The sequence below is a fragment of the Rhizobium sp. KNZ2-6A genome (assembly GCF_056755475.1).
This window is the reverse complement of record NZ_JBNDIC010000033.1, coordinates 44960-61837: the sequence shown is the minus strand read 5'-3', so window position 1 is coordinate 61837 and position 16878 is coordinate 44960. Positions and strand designations below refer to the sequence as shown.

Genomic DNA, 16878 nt, shown 5'->3' with positions numbered 1-16878 from the left:
CCTAAGCTGCGTTGACGAGATCACTCACGGTTTGACGAAGCGCCAGGATGCCGCTGTCGAAGTGGCGTGTCGGGTGGATGCGGTTGGTAAGCAAGGTCCAGGCCCTGCCCTTGTCGAAATCGACCCAGAGGGCCGTACCGGTGAAGCCCGTATGACCGATGGTGCCTGGCGAGCAGAGGGTGCCGCCATGCCAACCGCCATGTGGGCGCTCCCAGCCATGCGTGCGTGTGGCTGAGAGCGGCGTCCGTATCAGGGCGATCGACCGCGCCGATGCGCCGCTGCCATCCAGCAACCCTCTTGCGAAATCGAGGATCGCGTCCGCCGTCCCGAAGAGGCCGGCATGGCCGGCGCCCTGTAGTGCCGAACAATTGTCGTCATGAACTTCGCCCGACAGAACGCGATGGCGCCAGGTACAATCTTCCGTCGCAGCCGCGAGTTCCGGCGGCGCGGAAAAAGCAAAACCCGGGCCTGCATCCATGGCACGAATGGTTTGTCCGGTCAGCCGCTCCAAAGCGAAGCCCAGCAGTATGAAGTTGATATCGGAATAGACGGGTGGGCCAGCACGCCATTCGCGCTGCAAAATGAAGCTGCGCAAAAGCTCGGGATCGCGGCCATAGGTGTAGATCGGCTCGACCGCCGGGAAGGGCGTCTGATGGCCCAGGCACTGGCGGAACGTCACCTTCCGTTCCCAGGCTTCGGCGCTGTACTGCCGCAGATCAGGCAGAAGCACGGTCAGCGGCGCGTCGAGATCGATCGTGTCGACCTCGGCAAGGGCGAGAATGCGCGGCGTGGTGAAAATGACCTTGGTGAGCGAGGCAAGATCGAACCAGGTGTCGGCAAGCATCGGCCTGACATCAGGCACCTTCTGCGCCGAGCCGATGGCGCGGACCTGCCGGTTCCCTTTGAGATCGACCATGCCGAGCACGCCGCCGGGAATGCGAGCCGTTGCAACTGATTGTTCGAGCGGCGAAAAGGCCCGGTCGAAACGCTCCTGAAACTCCATGCTCCCCCTTCCTTCTCGGCTCCTTGCAGCCCTGCTCAGGCTTCCGCCAGAGCGACATGATCGGGTGCAAAGCGGCGCCATTCCGGCGCAGTGGGCTCGAAGCCCGGCGGCCGCACCAGCGACGGAACCTGACGCGTGTCGAGCGTGAATGTCTCCTTGCGCCGCGCAACCGTCGGAACCGCCGCGATCAACCGCCTGGTATAGGAATGCTGGGGCTCGGACAAGACCGAGGCGGCGTCACCGATCTCGACGATCTGCCCGGCATAGATCACGGCGATGCGATGAGCGATGCGCTCCACCACCGCCATATCGTGCGAGATGAACAGATAGGCGAGCCCATATTCGCGCTGCAGTTCGATCAAAAGGCTCAGGACCTGAGCCTGAACGGAGACGTCAAGCGCCGAAACCGCTTCGTCGAGCACCAGCACGGAAGGATTGAGCATCAAGGCGCGTGCGATGCAAAGCCGCTGACGCTGGCCGCCGGAAAATTCGTGCGGATAGCGCTCCAGGGCATTTTCCGGCAAGCCCACGCGCTTCAGCAGCATGACCATACGCTCGCGGGTTTCTGCAGAAGCCCGTGCTCCCGATGCAATCACCGGTTCGGCGAGGATGCTGTCGACGCGAAGGCGCGGATTAAGGGAGGCATAGGGGTTCTGGAAGACCATCTGCACCGCGCTCGTACGATCAGCGGCTCTGCCACCATTCGCTGTGAAGACGCCGCGGGTCGATTTGACGAGCCCGAGGATTGCCCTTGCGGTGGTGGATTTGCCCGACCCGCTTTCGCCAACGATCGCCAGCGTTTCACCGGGCATCAGGTCGAAACCGACGCCTTCGACCGCATGAACGGCGCCAGCCGACCGATGCAGGAAACTGCCCTTGACCGGGAAGCGGACCGTTAAGCCCTCCACTTTCAGAGCCGGTTTAGCCTGCGCCTCATCGCGTTGAAAATCGCTGCGTGCCGCCTGTCCCGAGGCAAAATGCGGGACGGAATGGAGGAGATGACGGGTATACGGATGGGCGGGATGATCGAGAACCTGGTCCAGTTCGCCCTGCTCGACTGCCTGGCCAGCCTGCATTACCATCACCTTGTCGGCAATGCCGGCGACAAGCCCAATGTCGTGGGTGATGAAGATCATCGACATGCCGGTCTCGCGCTTCAATTCGGCGAGCAGTGCCATGATCTGCGCCTGCACGGTAACATCGAGCGCCGTCGTCGGCTCGTCGGCGATCAGCAGGCGCGGATTGCAGGCAAGTGCCGTGGCGATCATCACGCGCTGCAGCATGCCGCCGGAAAGCTGGTTCGGGCAATAGGTCAGCCGCCGCGCGGCATCGGGAATGCGCACGCGATCCAAGGCATCCTTGGCGGCGGCCTTTGCTTGGCCGCCAGTCAGGCCGCGGTGCAGTCGGAAGGATTCTTCAATCTGCGTGCCGATGGTCAAAACGGGATTGAGCGAGGTCATCGGCTCCTGGAAGATCATGCCGATCTCGCCGCCGCGGATCTTCGTCAGTTCCGCTTCGCTGGCCTTGGTGAGATCAAGAATGCTGTTGTCGGCACGCTTGAGGCGGATCGAGCCGCCGGTGATCCGGCCGCCGCCGAAATCGACGAGGCGATTGATTGACAGCGCTGTTACCGACTTGCCGGAACCACTCTCGCCGACGATTGCCAGGGTTTCGCCGGCATCAAGATGGAAGCTGACGCCGCGAACGATGGGATTGGCTTCGGGATTGCGCCCGAAGCCGACGCGCAGATCGGACACAGTAAGAAGCGGCGTCATACCGTCGCCCTCCGCATCTTCGGATCCAGGATATCGCGCAGGGCATCGCCAAGCAGGTTGAAGCCAAGAATGGAAATCATGATGGTAATGCCGGGGAAGATCAGCAGCCAGGGCGCTGTCTCCATGAGATTGCGGCTGTCGCTCAGCATCAGGCCCAATGACGAGGCCGGAGGCTGCGTTCCCAGGCCGAGAAAGCTCAAGCCCGCCTCGGTCAGCAGCGACCAGGCGAGCGCCAGCGTTACCTGCACGGTCAAGGGGGCGACGAGATTGAGCAGGAGATGCCGTGTCAGGATGTAGGACCGGCTGCTGCCGAAGGTGCGGGCGGCGTCGACGAAATCGCGCGCCTTCAGCGAAAGGGCCGGGCCGCGCACGACACGGGTAAAGATCGGCGTATAGACGATCGCGATCGCGGCAACGCTGGTCCAGGTGCCAGGGCCGACAACGGCGATGATCAGCAGCGCAAGCAGGATCGCCGGAAAGGCCAGAAGCACATCCATCGTTCGCATGATGACGCCATCCCAGCGCTTGCCCGACCAGGCGGCGGTCAGCCCGAGCATTGTGCCGATCAGGCTTGCAAGGGCAACGGAAAAGAAGGCGACCGTGAAGGATTCGCCGATGCCGTTCATCAAGCGGCTGGCCACGTCGCGCCCAAGCAGGTCCGTGCCCATCCAGTAGACGGAACCGGGTGATTGCAGGCGGGCCAACGGATTGCGCGCCACCGGATCATGCGGCGTCAAGCCAATTAAGCCAAGGATGGCAAGTGCGATATAGATGAGCACGATGGCGCCGCCGATCCGGCCGCTGACATGTCCGAAAATGGCCTTGATGATCCGCATCAGCCTTCTCCCAGGCGGACGCGGGGATCGAGCGCGACATAGGCGAGGTCGACAAGCAGGTTGACGATCATGAAATTGAACGCGATGAACAGCACGCAGCCTTGCACCAGGGCATAATCGCGCTGCTGGATCGCATCGAGCACCAACCGCCCAAGCCCGGGCAGTGCATAGATCTGCTCGACCAGCACCGCGCCGCCGAGCAGATAGCCGAATTCGACGCCGCTCAAGGTCACCACCGGGATCAACGCGTTCGGCAGGGCATGCCGCCAGATGACGCCACGCGCCGGCACGCCGCGACTGCGGGCCGTTCGGACATAGTCATCGCTCAAGACATCGAGCATGGCGGAGCGCACGACGCGTGTCACCGAGGCGGCGAAAGCAAAGCCGAGGGTGAGCGCCGGCAGGATCATCTGGCCGAGATTATCGAGCGGATCCTGCCAGATCGGCGTGAACGCCCCCATGATCGGCAATATGCCGAAGCCGGCCGACAAGGCATAGATCAGCAGAAGTCCGAGAACGAAATTCGGCGTCGACTGTCCGATCATGGCGACGATCCTGACGGCAAGATCGGACGGCTTCTCGTTTCGCGTGGCGGCAAAGACGCCTGCCGGCATGCCGATGGCGAGCGCGATCACCATGGAGAGCAATGCAAGCTCGAGCGTCAGCGGAAAGCGCTCGAGGATGATATCGAGCACCGGCTTGCCGTAGGTGACCGAGATACCGAGATTGCCCTGGAATACGCCGAGCAGCCAATGCCAATACTGGATGGGCCAGGGCTGGTCGATACCGAAATAGGCGGCAAGCGCCTGCCGCTGCTCCGGCGTCAAAAGGCCGGCATTGGTCCCGAGCATCGCCGTGATCGCATCGCCCGGCACCAGCCGGATGGCGACGAAGACGAAGATGGACACGCCCAGCATGATCAGCGGGAATGTCATCAGCCGGCGCGTCAGATATGCCATTGCAATTCCTCTAGAACAGTTCCGGGAGATGCGACCAGCGCATCTGCGTCGCGAACTGCATGAAAGCACAGAGATGGAGCATTTCCGTCACTCCGTATGAAACAGAAATGCTCCAAAACTCGACCGTCATTACTTGATCGAGACCTTACTGAGGCCGAACAGCGAGCCGGTCGGCGTCGGCACGAAGCCCTCGACATTCTTCTGCTCTGCCGTGTAGCCGTAGGCCGTGTAGAGCCAGATCCACGGCGAGACCTCGGCGATATGCTTTTCGAATTCGGCGAAGATTTCCTTCCGCTTGGCCGGATCGGTCTCGACGCGGCCTTTCTGCATCAGGCCGTCGAGCGTGTCGTCGATATAGTTTGCGACCTTCTGCAGGTTGCCCGATTTCGTCCAGTAGCGGTTATACATCGAATAGGGGTCGGCACTGCCGCCGTTGAGCGCCACCGCCATGTCGAAATTGCCCTTCAGCCAGGTGTCGACATAGACGTTGAGCTCCATCACCTTGATATCGAGCTTGATGCCGATTTCAGCAAGCTGCGACTGGATGACCTGCGCTTCGGCCGTAGCCGTCGGCGGCTCGCCCGTTGCGGCGATCACGGTTGCCGAGAAGCCGTTGGCAAAGCCGGCGTCAGTCATCAGCTTCTTCGCCTTGGCGACATCGCGCGTATAGCAGAAGAGCTTGCCGGGATCGGTCGCATAAAGCGGCATGGTCAACGGCCCGGTCACCTTGCCTTCGCCGAGAGCGGCCGTGTCCATCACGTCCTTGCGGTCAATGGCGCAGGAGATCGCCTGACGCACGGCCAGCTGATCCATGGGTTTACGCGACGGATTGAGCTGCAGGACGTTATAGGAGAGCACCGGCGTGCGGGTGAGCTGCAGCTTCGGCTCCTTGGGCACCAGCGTTGCGACAAGCGGATCGTTCAAAAGCGCGAAATCGATCTGGCCGGTCCGCAGCGAGGCAAGGATTGCCGTTTCGTCCGGTAGCACGCTGATATTGATGCCGTCGACGCCGGTGGCGCCGCCTGCCCAATCCTTATTCGCGCTCAAGACTTCCTTGGAGTTCGGGACCCAGCTGTCGAGCTTGAAGGGGCCGGAACCGATCGCTTTGGTACCGATGGTGCCGGCGGTGATTTCGCTGGCTGGAACGACCGCCGCATTGAGGCTGGTCATGGCAGTCAGAAGGGGAACGTCGGGCTGCGACAGGTTGACGACGACGGTGTTGGCGTCGGGCGTGTCGATACTTGCGATCGACAGGAAATTGGCGCGGGCGACGGCGGCGGTCGCCTGATCGAGAATGCGCTGGAAGGATGCCTTGACGTCGGCAGAGGTTACCGGCGCGCCATTCTGGAACTTGGCCCTGGCGTTGAGCTTGAAGGTCAACTGCTTGCCATCGGGCGAGAACTGCCAGCTCTCGGCAACGCCGGGCACGATCTGCAGATTGCCGTCGAGGCGAACCAGCGGCTCGTAAATCAGCTCCAGCAGGCGGATGGAGGAGAAGGCTGTCTGCTTGTGCGGATCGAGACCGGTCGCGTCCTGCGACCATGCCATGCGCAGTGTTGCCGCCTCCACAGGCATCGCGACTGTCGCCAACCCAAGCCCGACGGCCAGCGCTGCTCCCGAAATCAGCGCCCTTCCAAAATTCGCTTTCATTCTCTGTCCTCCAAATTTTTTTAAATGTCCCCGGCCGATTTTGGCCCATTGATTGCCATCGCGGCGCGCCGCGATGGTTGTCTCAAGCAGTCCTGGCGTTGATGGCCTTGCGCAGGAATCCATCAGCGTTTTGCAATGCCGTGCGGGCTTCTTCAATGCCCATCCCGGTAATTTCCATGAGAATGGCAAGCTTGACGTCGTTACCGGTCAGATCGAGCGCGCGCCGCGCTTCCTGCTGGGTGCAGCCGGTCGCCTGCATGACGATGCGCGAAGCGCGCGCCACCAGCTTCTTGTTGCTGGCGCTAACGTCGACCATCAGGTTCTGATAGCTCTTGCCGATGCGGATCATGCTTGCCGTCGTCAGCATGTTGAGAATGAGCTTCTGCGCGGTACCGGACTTCAGCCGGGTCGAGCCGGTCAGGATTTCCGGACCGACCACCGGCGAGATCGCCAGATCGGCAATGCCGGCGATGATGGAGTTCGGGTTACAGGAGAGCGCAACCGTAAAGGCGCCGATGCTCTTGGCGTAGTTCAAGCCGCCGATCACATAGGGCGTGCGGCCGCTGACGGCGATGCCGACGACGACATCGTCCTTGGTCAGATTGATCTCTTCCAGCGCCTGGCGCCCCTGTACCGGATCGTCCTCGGCACCCTCAATCGAGCGCCGCAATGCGTCCGGTCCGCCGGCGATCAGGCCGATGACCATATCCGGCGGCACGCTGAAGGTCGGCGGGCATTCGGAGGCATCGAGAACGCCGAGCCGGCCGCTGGTGCCGGCACCCATATAGATCAGCCGCCCACCCTTCTGGAAGGCAACAACGATCTGATTGACGGCGGCGGCGATCGTCGGGATCACCTTTTCGACGGCGACCGGCACCGTCTGATCCTCATAGTTGATTTCACGCAGGATATCGAAGGTCGGCAGGAGATCGATATGCATCGTATTCGGGTTGCGCCCTTCGGAAACCAATTGCTCCAGTTCGGACATCAATTTCTGCTCTGTCATGGCCTGCTCGCGAAATAACGCTTCGATATCAATAAGTCAGCGTGGCAAGCCCGATCGCATGGATATCGGGCACGCCGCAGCAAGGATCGGTTTTCAGCAAGACGGACGACCAAAGTCAGCCGGGACTGAGGATGGCCTTTCCGGCTTCGTTCCCCGTCCATTCCCTGTTTACCTTGGTTAACACTATGTCCGTTTATTCCTTTCGTCAATCCATTAAGGAATAAAATATTCCATACCGGTCGAGCAAAAATCCAACACTCCGCAGATCCTTTATCAGCCTCGGATCGCAAATCGTCTGGCGAGAATGATCGCGCCGGATACCGCATCGCCATCGATGGGCTTCAAGCGGCGGCGCACATCGGGCGCAAGCCAGGGCTCGAGTGGGCTTGCGAGACCACCGAGCAGACAGACACGCGGCGCCCCCTTTTCGAATAGGGTGCGAACCAGCGTATCGATATGACCGGCCGCACTCTGCACGATCCGCCGTGCAACGGCATCGCCCTGATCCGCGTGGCGCAGGACCATCGGCGCAAACGTCGCATAATCGGTGGCAGATGCCCGATCCATCCAGGCAACCGCGTCCATCGGCTCGTTCTGGAAGCGCTGCATAATCTCGGCGAGCAGTGCCGTCTTCTGTTCGCGACCATCATGGGCACGCAACGCTAGCTGCACCGCCTTCAGTCCGAGATAGGCGCCGCTGCCCTCGTCGGAAATCGGGAACCCATAGCCACCGACCCGCAATTGCCGCCCTTCGACCAGACCGAGGCCGATTGAGCCTGTCCCGGCAATCACGATGGCGCCATCGCGACCGGAATGCGCGCCAAGGCAGGCCCCCTCGCCGTCGCTGACGAAATCGATGCTGGCAAAAGGGTGCTCTATCGCCTTGAGCGCGGCAAGCGCGCCCTTGCGGCCGATCCCCGCCAACCCGACGCCGGCATGGATACGCCCGATGTCGTAAGCGCTCAGTCCCGCCTCCTCAATGGCGGCGTCAAAGGCGCGGGAAATCGATGCCCATGCTTCGGCGATGCCAAGGCGGGTCGTCGCCGGCCCGGACAATCCCTGCCCTAGAACGGTACCGTCGGCATCCTCGATGCGCGCCCGGCAGCCGGTGCCACCGCCATCGATGCCGAGGAAATAAGGGGCGCCTTTCGATTCGGCAGTCATGACGTCAGCCGTTCGATATCGGCGCCGCAGAGGCGCAGTTTGCGATCCAGCTGCTCATAGCCGCGGTCGAGATGGTAAACGCGGTTGACGATGGTTTCGCCTTCCGACACGAGAGCGGCGAGAACCAGCGACACGGAGGCGCGCAGATCTGTCGCCATCACTTGCGCGCCCTTGAGCGGCGCCCCGCCGCGCACCAGTGCCGTCGTGCCCCGCAGAGTGACATTGGCGCCGAGGCGCATCAGCTCCGGCACATGCATGAAGCGATTTTCGAACACCGTCTCTCGGATCAGCGAGGCGCCTTCGGCACAGCAGGCCAGAGCCATGAATTGCGCCTGCAAGTCGGTCGGAAAGCCGGGATAGGGTTCGGTGGTGATATCGGCGCCCTTGAGCGGGCCGTCCCGGGAGACGACGAGACCGCGATCGCTCGGCCAGACGCTGACACCCATGGCTTCAAGCGCCTGCACGACCGAGGCGAGATTTTCCAACCGCGCGTGAATGAGCTCGAGCTGGCCGCCGGTGATCGCCGCCGCCACCGCATAGGTACCGGCCTCGATGCGATCGGGAATGCCGTGATGCTTGGCAGGCCGCCAGTCGGTGTCACCATCGATGAGGATGCGATGCGTGCCCGCGCCTTCGATCCGCGCGCCCATCGCGCTGAGGCAGGCCGCCAGATCGGCCACCTCCGGCTCGCGGGCGGCATTCAGGATTTCGGTTTCGCCCTTGGCCGCGCAGGCAGCCATCATGGCCGTTTCCGTCGCGCCGACGGATGGTGAACTCAGGACGATCCGCGCGCCCTTCAGCCCCTTTGGAGCCGAAGCGACGATCAGGCCGTTTTCGATCGCGATATCGGCACCCAGCGTCGCTAGAGCCTTGATGTGCATATCGACGGGCCGCGCCCCGATGGCGCAGCCGCCGGGAAGGGAAACACGCGCATTGCCGAAGCGGGCAAGCAGCGGTGCCAGCACCAGCACGGTCGCCCGCATGCGCCTGACGGTATCGTAGGATGTCTCCTTCGAGACGATGTTGCTCGCATCGATCGTCGTGCCATGCGGTCCACGCTCAACCCTGGCACCGTGCAGGGCAATGACATCGAGCATGTTTTCGACATCGCTGACAGAAGGCAGGTTCGTCAGTTCCAGCGGATGCGGGCTCAAAAGTGCCGCGGCGATCTGCGGCAGCGCGGCGTTCTTGGCGCCGGCGATGGTCACCGCGCCCTGCAGCCGTCTGCCGCCGGAGATGCGAAGTCTGTCCATGGTGAATATCCGTCGAGGAAATAGACAAGGGCACAAAGGTCCCTCGCTTGTTCCTCTCAAAGATTATTCGACCATTCCATACTGTCAACGGGAATTGGAATTTTTTATTCCAATTCGCTGTGATAATATCGGATTGCAGAAAGCAAGGTTGCCGACCTTAAGCCGGATGTTATTTTCGGCGTGCTCGTGTCGACGGGTGGAACTGCCTCGATGGCTCGAAGGGACAAATGTCGATCTTAAAGAAAATCAGCGCGCAGCTGGAAACCATGGCCCCCGCCGATCGCCAGATCGGGCAATTCATCATCGAAAATCCCGACCAGATGCTGCGCCTCTCCTCCGCCGCGCTTGCGGCAGAAACCGGCCGCAGTCAGTCGAGCGTCGTCAAGTTCAGCCAAAAGCTCGGCTTTGCCGGCTACCAGGAAATGAAGCTTGCCGTCAGCGAGGCCAAGGCACAGGAATGGCAGGCGCCCGCCGGCATGATCCACGGCACGATCGAAGTGGGCGATGGCTATCTCACGATCCTGCAAAAACTGCTCGGCAGCAAGATGCAGGCCATGCAGCAGACGATCTCGGTCAACAACGAAGCCGACATCGAAAAGGCGCTCGAGGCGCTTCACGATGCAAGGCGTATCCATCTCGCCGGTGTCGGCGCCTCGTCGCTGGTCGCGCGCGACTTTTCCTACAAGCTGATGAAGCTCGGACGCAACGTGCTACACGACAGCGACAGCCATGTGCAAATGGCCAACGCGTCGACATTGGGTCCGGACGACCTGCTTTTTGCGCTTTCCTATTCCGGCGCCAGCATCGAGACGCTGCGGATCGCCGAACTGGCAAGCCAGCGGCAGGCAACCGTCGTTGCCGTCACCGGGCTGCAGGACAATCCGCTCGCTCGCGTTGCCGATATATGCCTGCACACCGTCGGCGACGAGGATCGCGTCCGCTCTTCGGCGATCACCGCCCGCGACGCGCAGCTGATGTTGACCGACCTGCTGTTCATTCTGCTGGTGCAGCGTCAGCCTGATGCCAACGATTATGTCCATAATAGCGAGACGGCCGTTTCCGTGCTGAAGGCCAAGCGTCTTTCATAAACTCGCGCTCCGGTAACCAAGCTGTGACGACCACGACCCTGTACGGCGGTGATTTCGGGACGTAGCTTGGCGATCCCAAGCAAATCATACCGGAGACATTCCATGGACCTTGGCCTCAAGGATAAAGCCGTTCTGATTACGGGCGGCTCGAAGGGCATCGGCTATGCCTGTGCCGAACTCTTCCTGCAGGAGGGAGCAAGGGTGGCGATCTGCTCGCGCTCGCAATCCAATATCGATGCCGCCCTTTCCAGGCTTCCCGGCGCGTATGGCTATGCCGCCGATCTGATCTCCGATGAGCAGGCGCTTGCCGTGGTAGATAAGGTGGAGGCCGACATCGGCCCGATCGATATCCTCGTCAACAGTGCGGGTGCCGCGGCCCGCACGCCGGCGGATGAGTTGAACCCTGCTATCTGGCGGGCTGCGATGGACGCGAAATACTTTTCCTACATCAATGTGATCGATCCCGTCATCAAGCGGATGGGCACGCGCGGATCGGGCGCCGTCATCAATATCATCGGCAATGGCGGCAAGATCGCCTCGCCGGTCCATCTGGCCGGCGGATCGGCCAATGCGGCGCTGATGCTCGCAAGCGTCGGCCTTGCCAATGCCTATGCCGGCAAGGGCGTGCGCGTCGTCGGCCTCAACCCCGGCCTCACCGAGACGGATCGCGTTGCCGAGGGCCTAAAGGCAGCCGCGAAGGCTTCCGGCTCGACCGAGAAGGAAGCGCTTGCCGATGCGCTGAAGCGTATCCCAATCGGCCGCATGGCCGATCCTGCCGACATCGCCAATGTCGTCGCTTTTCTGAGTTCGGCCAAAGCCGGCTACGTCACTGGCGTCGTGATCAGCATGGATGGCGCACAAGTGCCGGTGGTCGTTTGACCCGGGATCGGCGGCTCTAAGCCGCCGCCCTCCAGTCCAGCCCGATATCCAGCGTCGGTGCGCTGTGCGTCAGCCAGCCGACGGAGATGAGATCGACGCCGGATGCGGCGATCGCGGCAGCCGTTGCTGGCGTGATGCGGCCCGATGCTTCGGTGACGGCCCGGCCGCCGACGATATCGACCGCTTCGCGAAGTTGATCCGGCGTCATATTGTCGAGCAGCACGGCGTCGACCCCCTCCTGCATGGCTTCGCGAAGCTGCGCCAGCGTATCCACCTCGACTTCGATCTTGACCATGTGGCCAACGCCTGCCTTGGCGCGGCGGATGGATTCGGTGATCCCTCCGGCAATCGCGACGTGATTGTCCTTGATCAGCACGGCGTCATAGAGCGCGAAGCGATGATTCATGCCGCCGCCGGCGCGCACTGCGTATTTTTCCAGAGCCCTAAGACCCGGCGTCGTCTTGCGCGTGCAGACGATCGACGCCTTGGTGCCGGCGATCGCCTCGACGATGCCGCCGGTCACGGAGGCAATGCCTGAGAGATGGCCGAGGAAATTGAGCGCCGTGCGCTCCGCCGTCAACAAAGCGCGCGACGGTCCCTCGATCGTCGCGATGACGTCGCCCGCCTTGACCTTCGTACCATCGGGCATGTGACGCGTCATAACGATGGTGGGATCCACCAGCTGGAAGGCCAGCTCGGAGGCATCGAGACCCGCGACCACGCCCGGCTGGCGGGTCACCATATCAACGCGGGAGCGATGTTCCGCCGGGATGACGGCCGCGGATGTCACGTCGCCGGCAAGGCCGAGATCTTCGACAAGCGCATTGCGCACCAGCGGCTCCACGATCAGGCGCGGGAGGGGAGCAAGCGGCATATCAGGCACTCCTTGCCATGGAATAGGGGACGACGGATCTGGCGATATCGAGAGCATCGGAGACATGCATCATGCGGCGCTGCGCATGCTGCAGTTTCAGCGGAAAATCCGTGCGGGCATGCGCGCCGCGCGACTCCGCTCTGAGGCTTGCGAAGACGGCGATCAGCAAGGCCACCAGGGCGGAATCGGTTGCAGGTCCTTCACTCTCGCAAAGCGGCAGGAGTGCCGCGATCGCGCCATGGATAGCGCCTGCATTGCGCAGCACGCCGAGATGACGCGACACGATCGGCCGGACGAGCGTCAGGTCTGGGGCAAAAGTCTCGGGAAGGTGTTTCGGCAGCCTTGCGGGGCTTGCATCCGTGCCGGCGATATCGCGCGCCGCCCGCATGCCCATGACAGCAGCCTCCAGCAGGGAGTTGCTGGCAAGGCGGTTGGCGCCATGCAGGCCGGTGGAGGCCGCCTCGCCCACGACCCATAGGCCGGGAACCGAACTACGGCCATTCTCCTCGGTCGCCACGCCGCCCATGTGGTAGTGAACGGCCGGACGCACCGGGATGAGATCGCTCGCCGGATCGACCCCTGCCTCGTGGCAAAGGGCCTCGATGACCGGAAAACGCTTAGCGAAACGATAGCCGAGCACGCCTCGCGCATCGAGGAAGACCCGGCCGCCGCGGGCGATTTCCGCGCTGATGGCACGCGCGACCACATCGCGCGGCGCAAGCTCGGCACCCTCGATGCCCGCCATGAAGCGCTCGCCGCTTTCGTTGACGAGGAGCGCGCCCTCGCCGCGAACCGCCTCGCTGACAAGCGCCAGGGGTCGTCTGCGGCTATCGAGCGCCGTCGGATGGAATTGCACGAATTCCATATCGGCAAGCCGTGCCCCTGCCCTTGCCGCAAGCGCAATGCCTTGCCCAAAATTGCCGACAGGGTTGGTCGTGGCATCGAACAGGCCGCCGATACCGCCCGTGGCAAGGACGACACGGGAGGACGGCAAAACGACGCTGCCCTTGTCGGTCAGGCACAGAAGGCCGGCGACGCGATCCCCATCCAGCAACAGCCGCTGCGCCTGATAGCCCTCAAGCACCGTGATCGATGGCGTGTGGGCGACCGCCTCGGCAAGCGCGCGCACGATGGCCGCCCCCGAACCGTCGCCCCTCGAATGCACGATACGCCGAAGTGAATGCGCGGCTTCGAGCCCGAGGGACAGCTCGCCAGTATCATCGCGATCGAATTCCACACCCGCCCGCTCCAAAGCGGCGATCGCGGCCGGCGCTTCCGTAACGATCCTGGCCGCCACCTTGGCGTCGCAGAGCCCGTCGCCGGCGGCAAGCGTATCGGCGAGATGCAGGGCGGCGCTATCGCCCTTGCCGATGCTGGCCGCGATGCCGCCCTGCGCCCAGGCGCTCGAGGTCTCCGCGCCGATCAGGGCGCGGGTGACGATCACAACAGGTTCGGGCGCCAGCGTCAGCGCCGTCATCAATCCGGCAAGGCCGCTGCCGACGATGACGATGCGGCCGTTCAGGTCTTCGAGGATCTCGGTCATATCGCCAGCATCCTTTCCACCGCCCGACGGGCGTCGGCGGCAATCGCCGGGTCGACCGTCACCTCATGCCGCCCTTCTTCCAGGGCCTTGCGGATATTGCCGAGGGTAATGCGCTTCATGTGCGGGCAGAGATTGCAGGGCCGGATGAACTCGACGTCGGGATGATGCACGGCGACATTGTCGCTCATCGAACATTCGGTCAGGAGAACGACGCGCGACGGACGCTTGTTGCCGACATAATCGGACATGACCGCGGTCGAGCCGGCAAAGTCCGCCGCCGCAACGACGTCGGGCGGGCATTCCGGATGCGCCAGCACAGTCACGCCTGGATAATTCTCGCGAAGCTGACGGATATCGTCTGCCGTGAAGAGCTCGTGAACCTCACAGTGCCCATGCCAGGCGATGAGCTCGACATTGGTCTCGCGCGCGACGTTGCGCGCCAGATATTCGTCCGGAAGCATCAGCACCTTCGGCACCCCAAGCGATTCCACCACCTGCCGGGCATTGCCCGAGGTGCAGCAGATATCGGACGCTGCCTTCACGGCCGCCGAAGTGTTGACATAGGTGACGACCGGAACGCCGGGATGAGCCTGGCGCAAAAGGGCGATGTCCTCGGGCGTGATCGATTCCGCTAGGGAGCAGCCGGCCTCCATGTCGGGGATCAAAACCGTCTTTTCAGGGTTCAGCAACTTGGCGGTCTCGGCCATGAAATGCACGCCGGCAAGGACGATGATGTCGGCATCGACTTCGACCGCTTTGCGGGCAAGCGCCAGACTGTCGCCGACGATATCGGCAACGCCATGGAAGATTTCCGGGGTCTGGTAATTATGCGCGAGAATGACAGCGTTGCGGCGTCGCTTCAGTTCGAGGATCGCCTCGACATCATCCTGGAACGTCAGCCATTCGGCTTTCGGGATGACGCGGCTGACACGATCGTAAAGGGCGGATGCGGATACGGGAAGATTCATGACCGGCTCCTTATTATACTCACTTTGAGTATATCATGAGCAAATAGATATTCTCAGGCTGAGCATATGTCAATTGCGGGAGAGCGGTAATTTCGTTCCGGCGAATTCGCGCTCTTCAAGCACGGTGCGGCGGAAGCGGAAGAGCTTGGCGGGACGGCCGCCGGTCTCGCTTTCGGTGCCGCCGGTCTCCTCCACCAACTCCTGCTGCTCGATCAGCCGGCGGAAATTCTGCTTGTGCAGCGTCAGGCCCGCGAGCGCCTCCACGGTTTTCTGCAATTGCAGCAACGTAAAATTTTCGGGCATGAGTTCGAAGACGACGGGACGATACTTGATCTTGGCCCGCAGCCGCGCCATGCCGGTCGCAAGGATGCGGCGGTGATCGGCAAACATCGATCTGCCGAAATTATGCTTGAGGTCGCAGCCCGCCTCGGCAACGAGCCCTGCTTCGTAGAGCAGTTCATAGCGCTGCAGAACGAGATCCTCGTTCCATGCAGCCCCATTCAGTCCGAAGGTGAAATCGGCACGCCGGCGACGCTGGTCGCGCCGCATCTGATCCTCATCGATCCATGGCGCGAGGCGGGCGGCGACATCATCGAGGATCGGCGGTCGCCCGTTTCGATGGTCCTCCCACGGGAGATACTCGTACCAGCCATGCCAGCCCGGCATGCCGCCGCCGGGTGCCGCCTGCTCGCGCACGAGCCCCAGATAGCTGATGGAAATCGTCCGGCCGCCGAGAATTTCGTTGTTTCGATCGCGATCGGCAAACGTATAGAGCTGCTCCAAATAGCCGACGGGGTGGGCCGTCTGTTCCTGAACCCATTCGCGCAATCCGCTCTGCAGTGTGCGATGTCCAAGCTCGAACGGACCGGATGGCAAGGCACCGCCCGACCGCACCGTCATCACCCTTGGATCGCCGCCCGTGACGGCCGTCAGAACCGCGATCAGCTCGGCATGCGCAAGCCCGATGGTCAAGCGAACTCCATGATTTGTTAGCCTATGAACCTTGTCGCATGAAGTAAGGCGCAAGCCAATGCGGGCGCTTGCGCGCTCCACATCTACCGGCAATCCGAAAAGCCAGACCGTACTTACCGGCTCACATAATCCGGATATTGTTCACAGATCAGATCGATGATCGACAAGGTGCCGGAGAGATGCTTGCGCAGGGCGGCGACGGCGGCTTCCGCATCGGCGGAGCGAACGGCGTCGACGACTGCCTGATGGTCGACGACGATCTGCTCCAGCTTGCCAGGCATCGGCAGGTTCAGCATGCGCAGCCGGTCGATATGCACACCCTGGCGCCGGACGGTGGACCACAGGCCGAGGATGTCGGCCCTCTCGTAAAGCACCCGATGAAAATCCTTGTCGAGGGAATCGAAGAGATCATAGGTCTCGGGAGACATGACATGCTTCTGGCGAACCAGAACAGTCTCCAGAGCCGCGGCCGTTTCACTGGGTGAATCCAGCGTCAACCGTCGAACGGCTTCGAGCTCGATCGACAATCGCAGGAAATGCGCCTCGATGGCGTTGCGGACATCGATCCGCGAAACGACGGTCGCATATTGCGGATAGACCTCGACCAGCCCCTCCTCCTCGAGCCGGATCAGAGCATCGCGCACGGGCGTCTGGCTGACATTGAACTCGCTTTGCAGCGAGATGCGCGACAGGACCGTGGTCGGCGGCAGGCTCATGGAAAGAATGCGCGATCTCAGGATTTCCAGGATTTGCGGCGCCACCTGACGGGATCGATCAAGAGCGAATTCCTTCGGATTGAGCTTCACTGGCGGCCTTTCTGATCACGAGGGTCTGCTCATTAAACACAAAACAGGGCTTGATGCACTGATACATTAGTGCTTTAGTTAAATGAAGCCAACTTCGATTTC

General features: G+C 62.3%; 15 protein-coding genes. 2 read left to right on the top strand and 13 right to left on the bottom strand.

What is annotated here, in order from left to right; translation table 11 throughout:
* Position 1: 1 nt before the first annotated feature.
* The 8 genes from ACPYOP_RS21590 to murA form a co-directional block, all read right to left on the bottom strand.
* Positions 2-1003, bottom strand: a complete 1002-nt coding sequence (locus ACPYOP_RS21590) for a serine hydrolase domain-containing protein (protein WP_481412354.1) — start codon at positions 1001-1003, stop codon at positions 2-4.
* Positions 1004-1038: 35 nt separating this feature from the next.
* Positions 1039-2778, bottom strand: a complete 1740-nt coding sequence (locus ACPYOP_RS21585) for an ABC transporter ATP-binding protein (RefSeq protein ID WP_481412353.1) — start codon at positions 2776-2778, stop codon at positions 1039-1041.
* Positions 2775-3614, bottom strand: coding sequence for an ABC transporter permease (locus ACPYOP_RS21580; RefSeq protein WP_481412352.1), 840 nt, complete (start codon positions 3612-3614; stop codon positions 2775-2777). The genes ACPYOP_RS21585 and ACPYOP_RS21580 overlap by 4 nt, the downstream gene beginning before the upstream one ends.
* A complete protein-coding gene (locus ACPYOP_RS21575; protein WP_481412351.1) occupies positions 3614-4573 on the bottom strand; it encodes an ABC transporter permease in 960 nt (319 codons plus the stop codon). The genes ACPYOP_RS21580 and ACPYOP_RS21575 overlap by 1 nt, the downstream gene beginning before the upstream one ends.
* A gap of 129 nt (positions 4574-4702) precedes the next feature.
* Positions 4703-6223, bottom strand: coding sequence for an ABC transporter substrate-binding protein (locus ACPYOP_RS21570; RefSeq protein ID WP_481412350.1), 1521 nt, complete (start codon positions 6221-6223; stop codon positions 4703-4705).
* A gap of 82 nt (positions 6224-6305) precedes the next feature.
* Positions 6306-7229 carry an N-acetylmuramic acid 6-phosphate etherase gene (gene murQ / locus ACPYOP_RS21565; RefSeq protein WP_481412349.1) on the bottom strand — a complete coding sequence of 308 codons (924 nt, stop codon included), beginning with the start codon at positions 7227-7229 and terminating at the stop codon, positions 6306-6308.
* Positions 7230-7502: 273 nt separating this feature from the next.
* A complete protein-coding gene (locus ACPYOP_RS21560) occupies positions 7503-8393 on the bottom strand; it encodes a glucosamine kinase nucleotide-binding domain-containing protein (RefSeq protein WP_481412348.1) in 891 nt (296 codons plus the stop codon).
* Complete coding sequence (gene murA, locus ACPYOP_RS21555; RefSeq protein ID WP_481412347.1) at positions 8390-9646, bottom strand: UDP-N-acetylglucosamine 1-carboxyvinyltransferase; 1257 nt, start codon at positions 9644-9646, stop codon at positions 8390-8392. Before murA ends, ACPYOP_RS21560 begins: the two co-directional genes overlap by 4 nt.
* A gap of 227 nt (positions 9647-9873) precedes the next feature.
* On the opposite strand from murA, the gene ACPYOP_RS21550 reads away from it, so the two are divergent.
* Positions 9874-10734 (top strand): MurR/RpiR family transcriptional regulator, encoded by an 861-nt coding sequence (locus ACPYOP_RS21550; protein ID WP_481412346.1) that lies wholly within the window; start codon positions 9874-9876, stop codon positions 10732-10734.
* A 102-nt stretch (positions 10735-10836) separates the two neighbouring features.
* The gene (locus ACPYOP_RS21545) at positions 10837-11613 is read left to right on the top strand and encodes an SDR family oxidoreductase (RefSeq protein WP_481412345.1); all 777 of its coding nucleotides are present in this window, start codon (positions 10837-10839) and stop codon (positions 11611-11613) included.
* Between the two features lie 16 nt (positions 11614-11629).
* Here the strand turns inward: ACPYOP_RS21545 and nadC are convergent, their stop codons facing one another.
* From nadC to ACPYOP_RS21520, 5 genes are all read right to left on the bottom strand, one after another.
* The gene (gene nadC / locus ACPYOP_RS21540; protein ID WP_481412344.1) at positions 11630-12487 is read right to left on the bottom strand and encodes a carboxylating nicotinate-nucleotide diphosphorylase; all 858 of its coding nucleotides are present in this window, start codon (positions 12485-12487) and stop codon (positions 11630-11632) included.
* A 1-nt stretch (position 12488) separates the two neighbouring features.
* Positions 12489-14030 (bottom strand): L-aspartate oxidase, encoded by a 1542-nt coding sequence (locus ACPYOP_RS21535; RefSeq protein WP_481412343.1) that lies wholly within the window; start codon positions 14028-14030, stop codon positions 12489-12491.
* Positions 14027-14998, bottom strand: coding sequence for a quinolinate synthase NadA (nadA, locus tag ACPYOP_RS21530; protein WP_481412342.1), 972 nt, complete (start codon positions 14996-14998; stop codon positions 14027-14029). The genes ACPYOP_RS21535 and nadA overlap by 4 nt, the downstream gene beginning before the upstream one ends.
* Positions 14999-15067: 69 nt before the next feature.
* Positions 15068-15970, bottom strand: coding sequence for an NUDIX hydrolase (locus ACPYOP_RS21525; RefSeq protein ID WP_481412341.1), 903 nt, complete (start codon positions 15968-15970; stop codon positions 15068-15070).
* Positions 15971-16083: 113 nt separating this feature from the next.
* On the bottom strand, positions 16084-16776 hold the full coding sequence (locus ACPYOP_RS21520) for a GntR family transcriptional regulator (RefSeq protein ID WP_481412340.1): 693 nt from the start codon (positions 16774-16776) through the stop codon (positions 16084-16086).
* Positions 16777-16878: the final 102 nt, after the last annotated feature.

What these genes read in the sequence shown, in the direction of transcription:
- ACPYOP_RS21590 (WP_481412354.1), bottom strand. Translation starts at nt 1,003, where the DNA reads ATGGAGTTTCAGGAGCGTTTCGACCGGGCCTTTTCGCCGCTCGAACAA.
- ACPYOP_RS21545 (WP_481412345.1), top strand. Translation starts at nt 10,837, where the DNA reads ATGGACCTTGGCCTCAAGGATAAAGCCGTTCTGATTACGGGCGGCTCG.
- murQ (WP_481412349.1), bottom strand. Translation starts at nt 7,229, where the DNA reads ATGACAGAGCAGAAATTGATGTCCGAACTGGAGCAATTGGTTTCCGAA.
- ACPYOP_RS21575 (WP_481412351.1), bottom strand. Translation starts at nt 4,573, where the DNA reads ATGGCATATCTGACGCGCCGGCTGATGACATTCCCGCTGATCATGCTG.
- ACPYOP_RS21560 (WP_481412348.1), bottom strand. Translation starts at nt 8,393, where the DNA reads ATGACTGCCGAATCGAAAGGCGCCCCTTATTTCCTCGGCATCGATGGC.
- nadC (WP_481412344.1), bottom strand. Translation starts at nt 12,487, where the DNA reads ATGCCGCTTGCTCCCCTCCCGCGCCTGATCGTGGAGCCGCTGGTGCGC.
- murA (WP_481412347.1), bottom strand. Translation starts at nt 9,646, where the DNA reads ATGGACAGACTTCGCATCTCCGGCGGCAGACGGCTGCAGGGCGCGGTG.
- ACPYOP_RS21535 (WP_481412343.1), bottom strand. Translation starts at nt 14,030, where the DNA reads ATGACCGAGATCCTCGAAGACCTGAACGGCCGCATCGTCATCGTCGGC.
- ACPYOP_RS21580 (WP_481412352.1), bottom strand. Translation starts at nt 3,614, where the DNA reads ATGCGGATCATCAAGGCCATTTTCGGACATGTCAGCGGCCGGATCGGC.
- ACPYOP_RS21585 (WP_481412353.1), bottom strand. Translation starts at nt 2,778, where the DNA reads ATGACGCCGCTTCTTACTGTGTCCGATCTGCGCGTCGGCTTCGGGCGC.
- ACPYOP_RS21550 (WP_481412346.1), top strand. Translation starts at nt 9,874, where the DNA reads ATGTCGATCTTAAAGAAAATCAGCGCGCAGCTGGAAACCATGGCCCCC.
- nadA (WP_481412342.1), bottom strand. Translation starts at nt 14,998, where the DNA reads ATGAATCTTCCCGTATCCGCATCCGCCCTTTACGATCGTGTCAGCCGC.
- ACPYOP_RS21570 (WP_481412350.1), bottom strand. Translation starts at nt 6,223, where the DNA reads ATGAAAGCGAATTTTGGAAGGGCGCTGATTTCGGGAGCAGCGCTGGCC.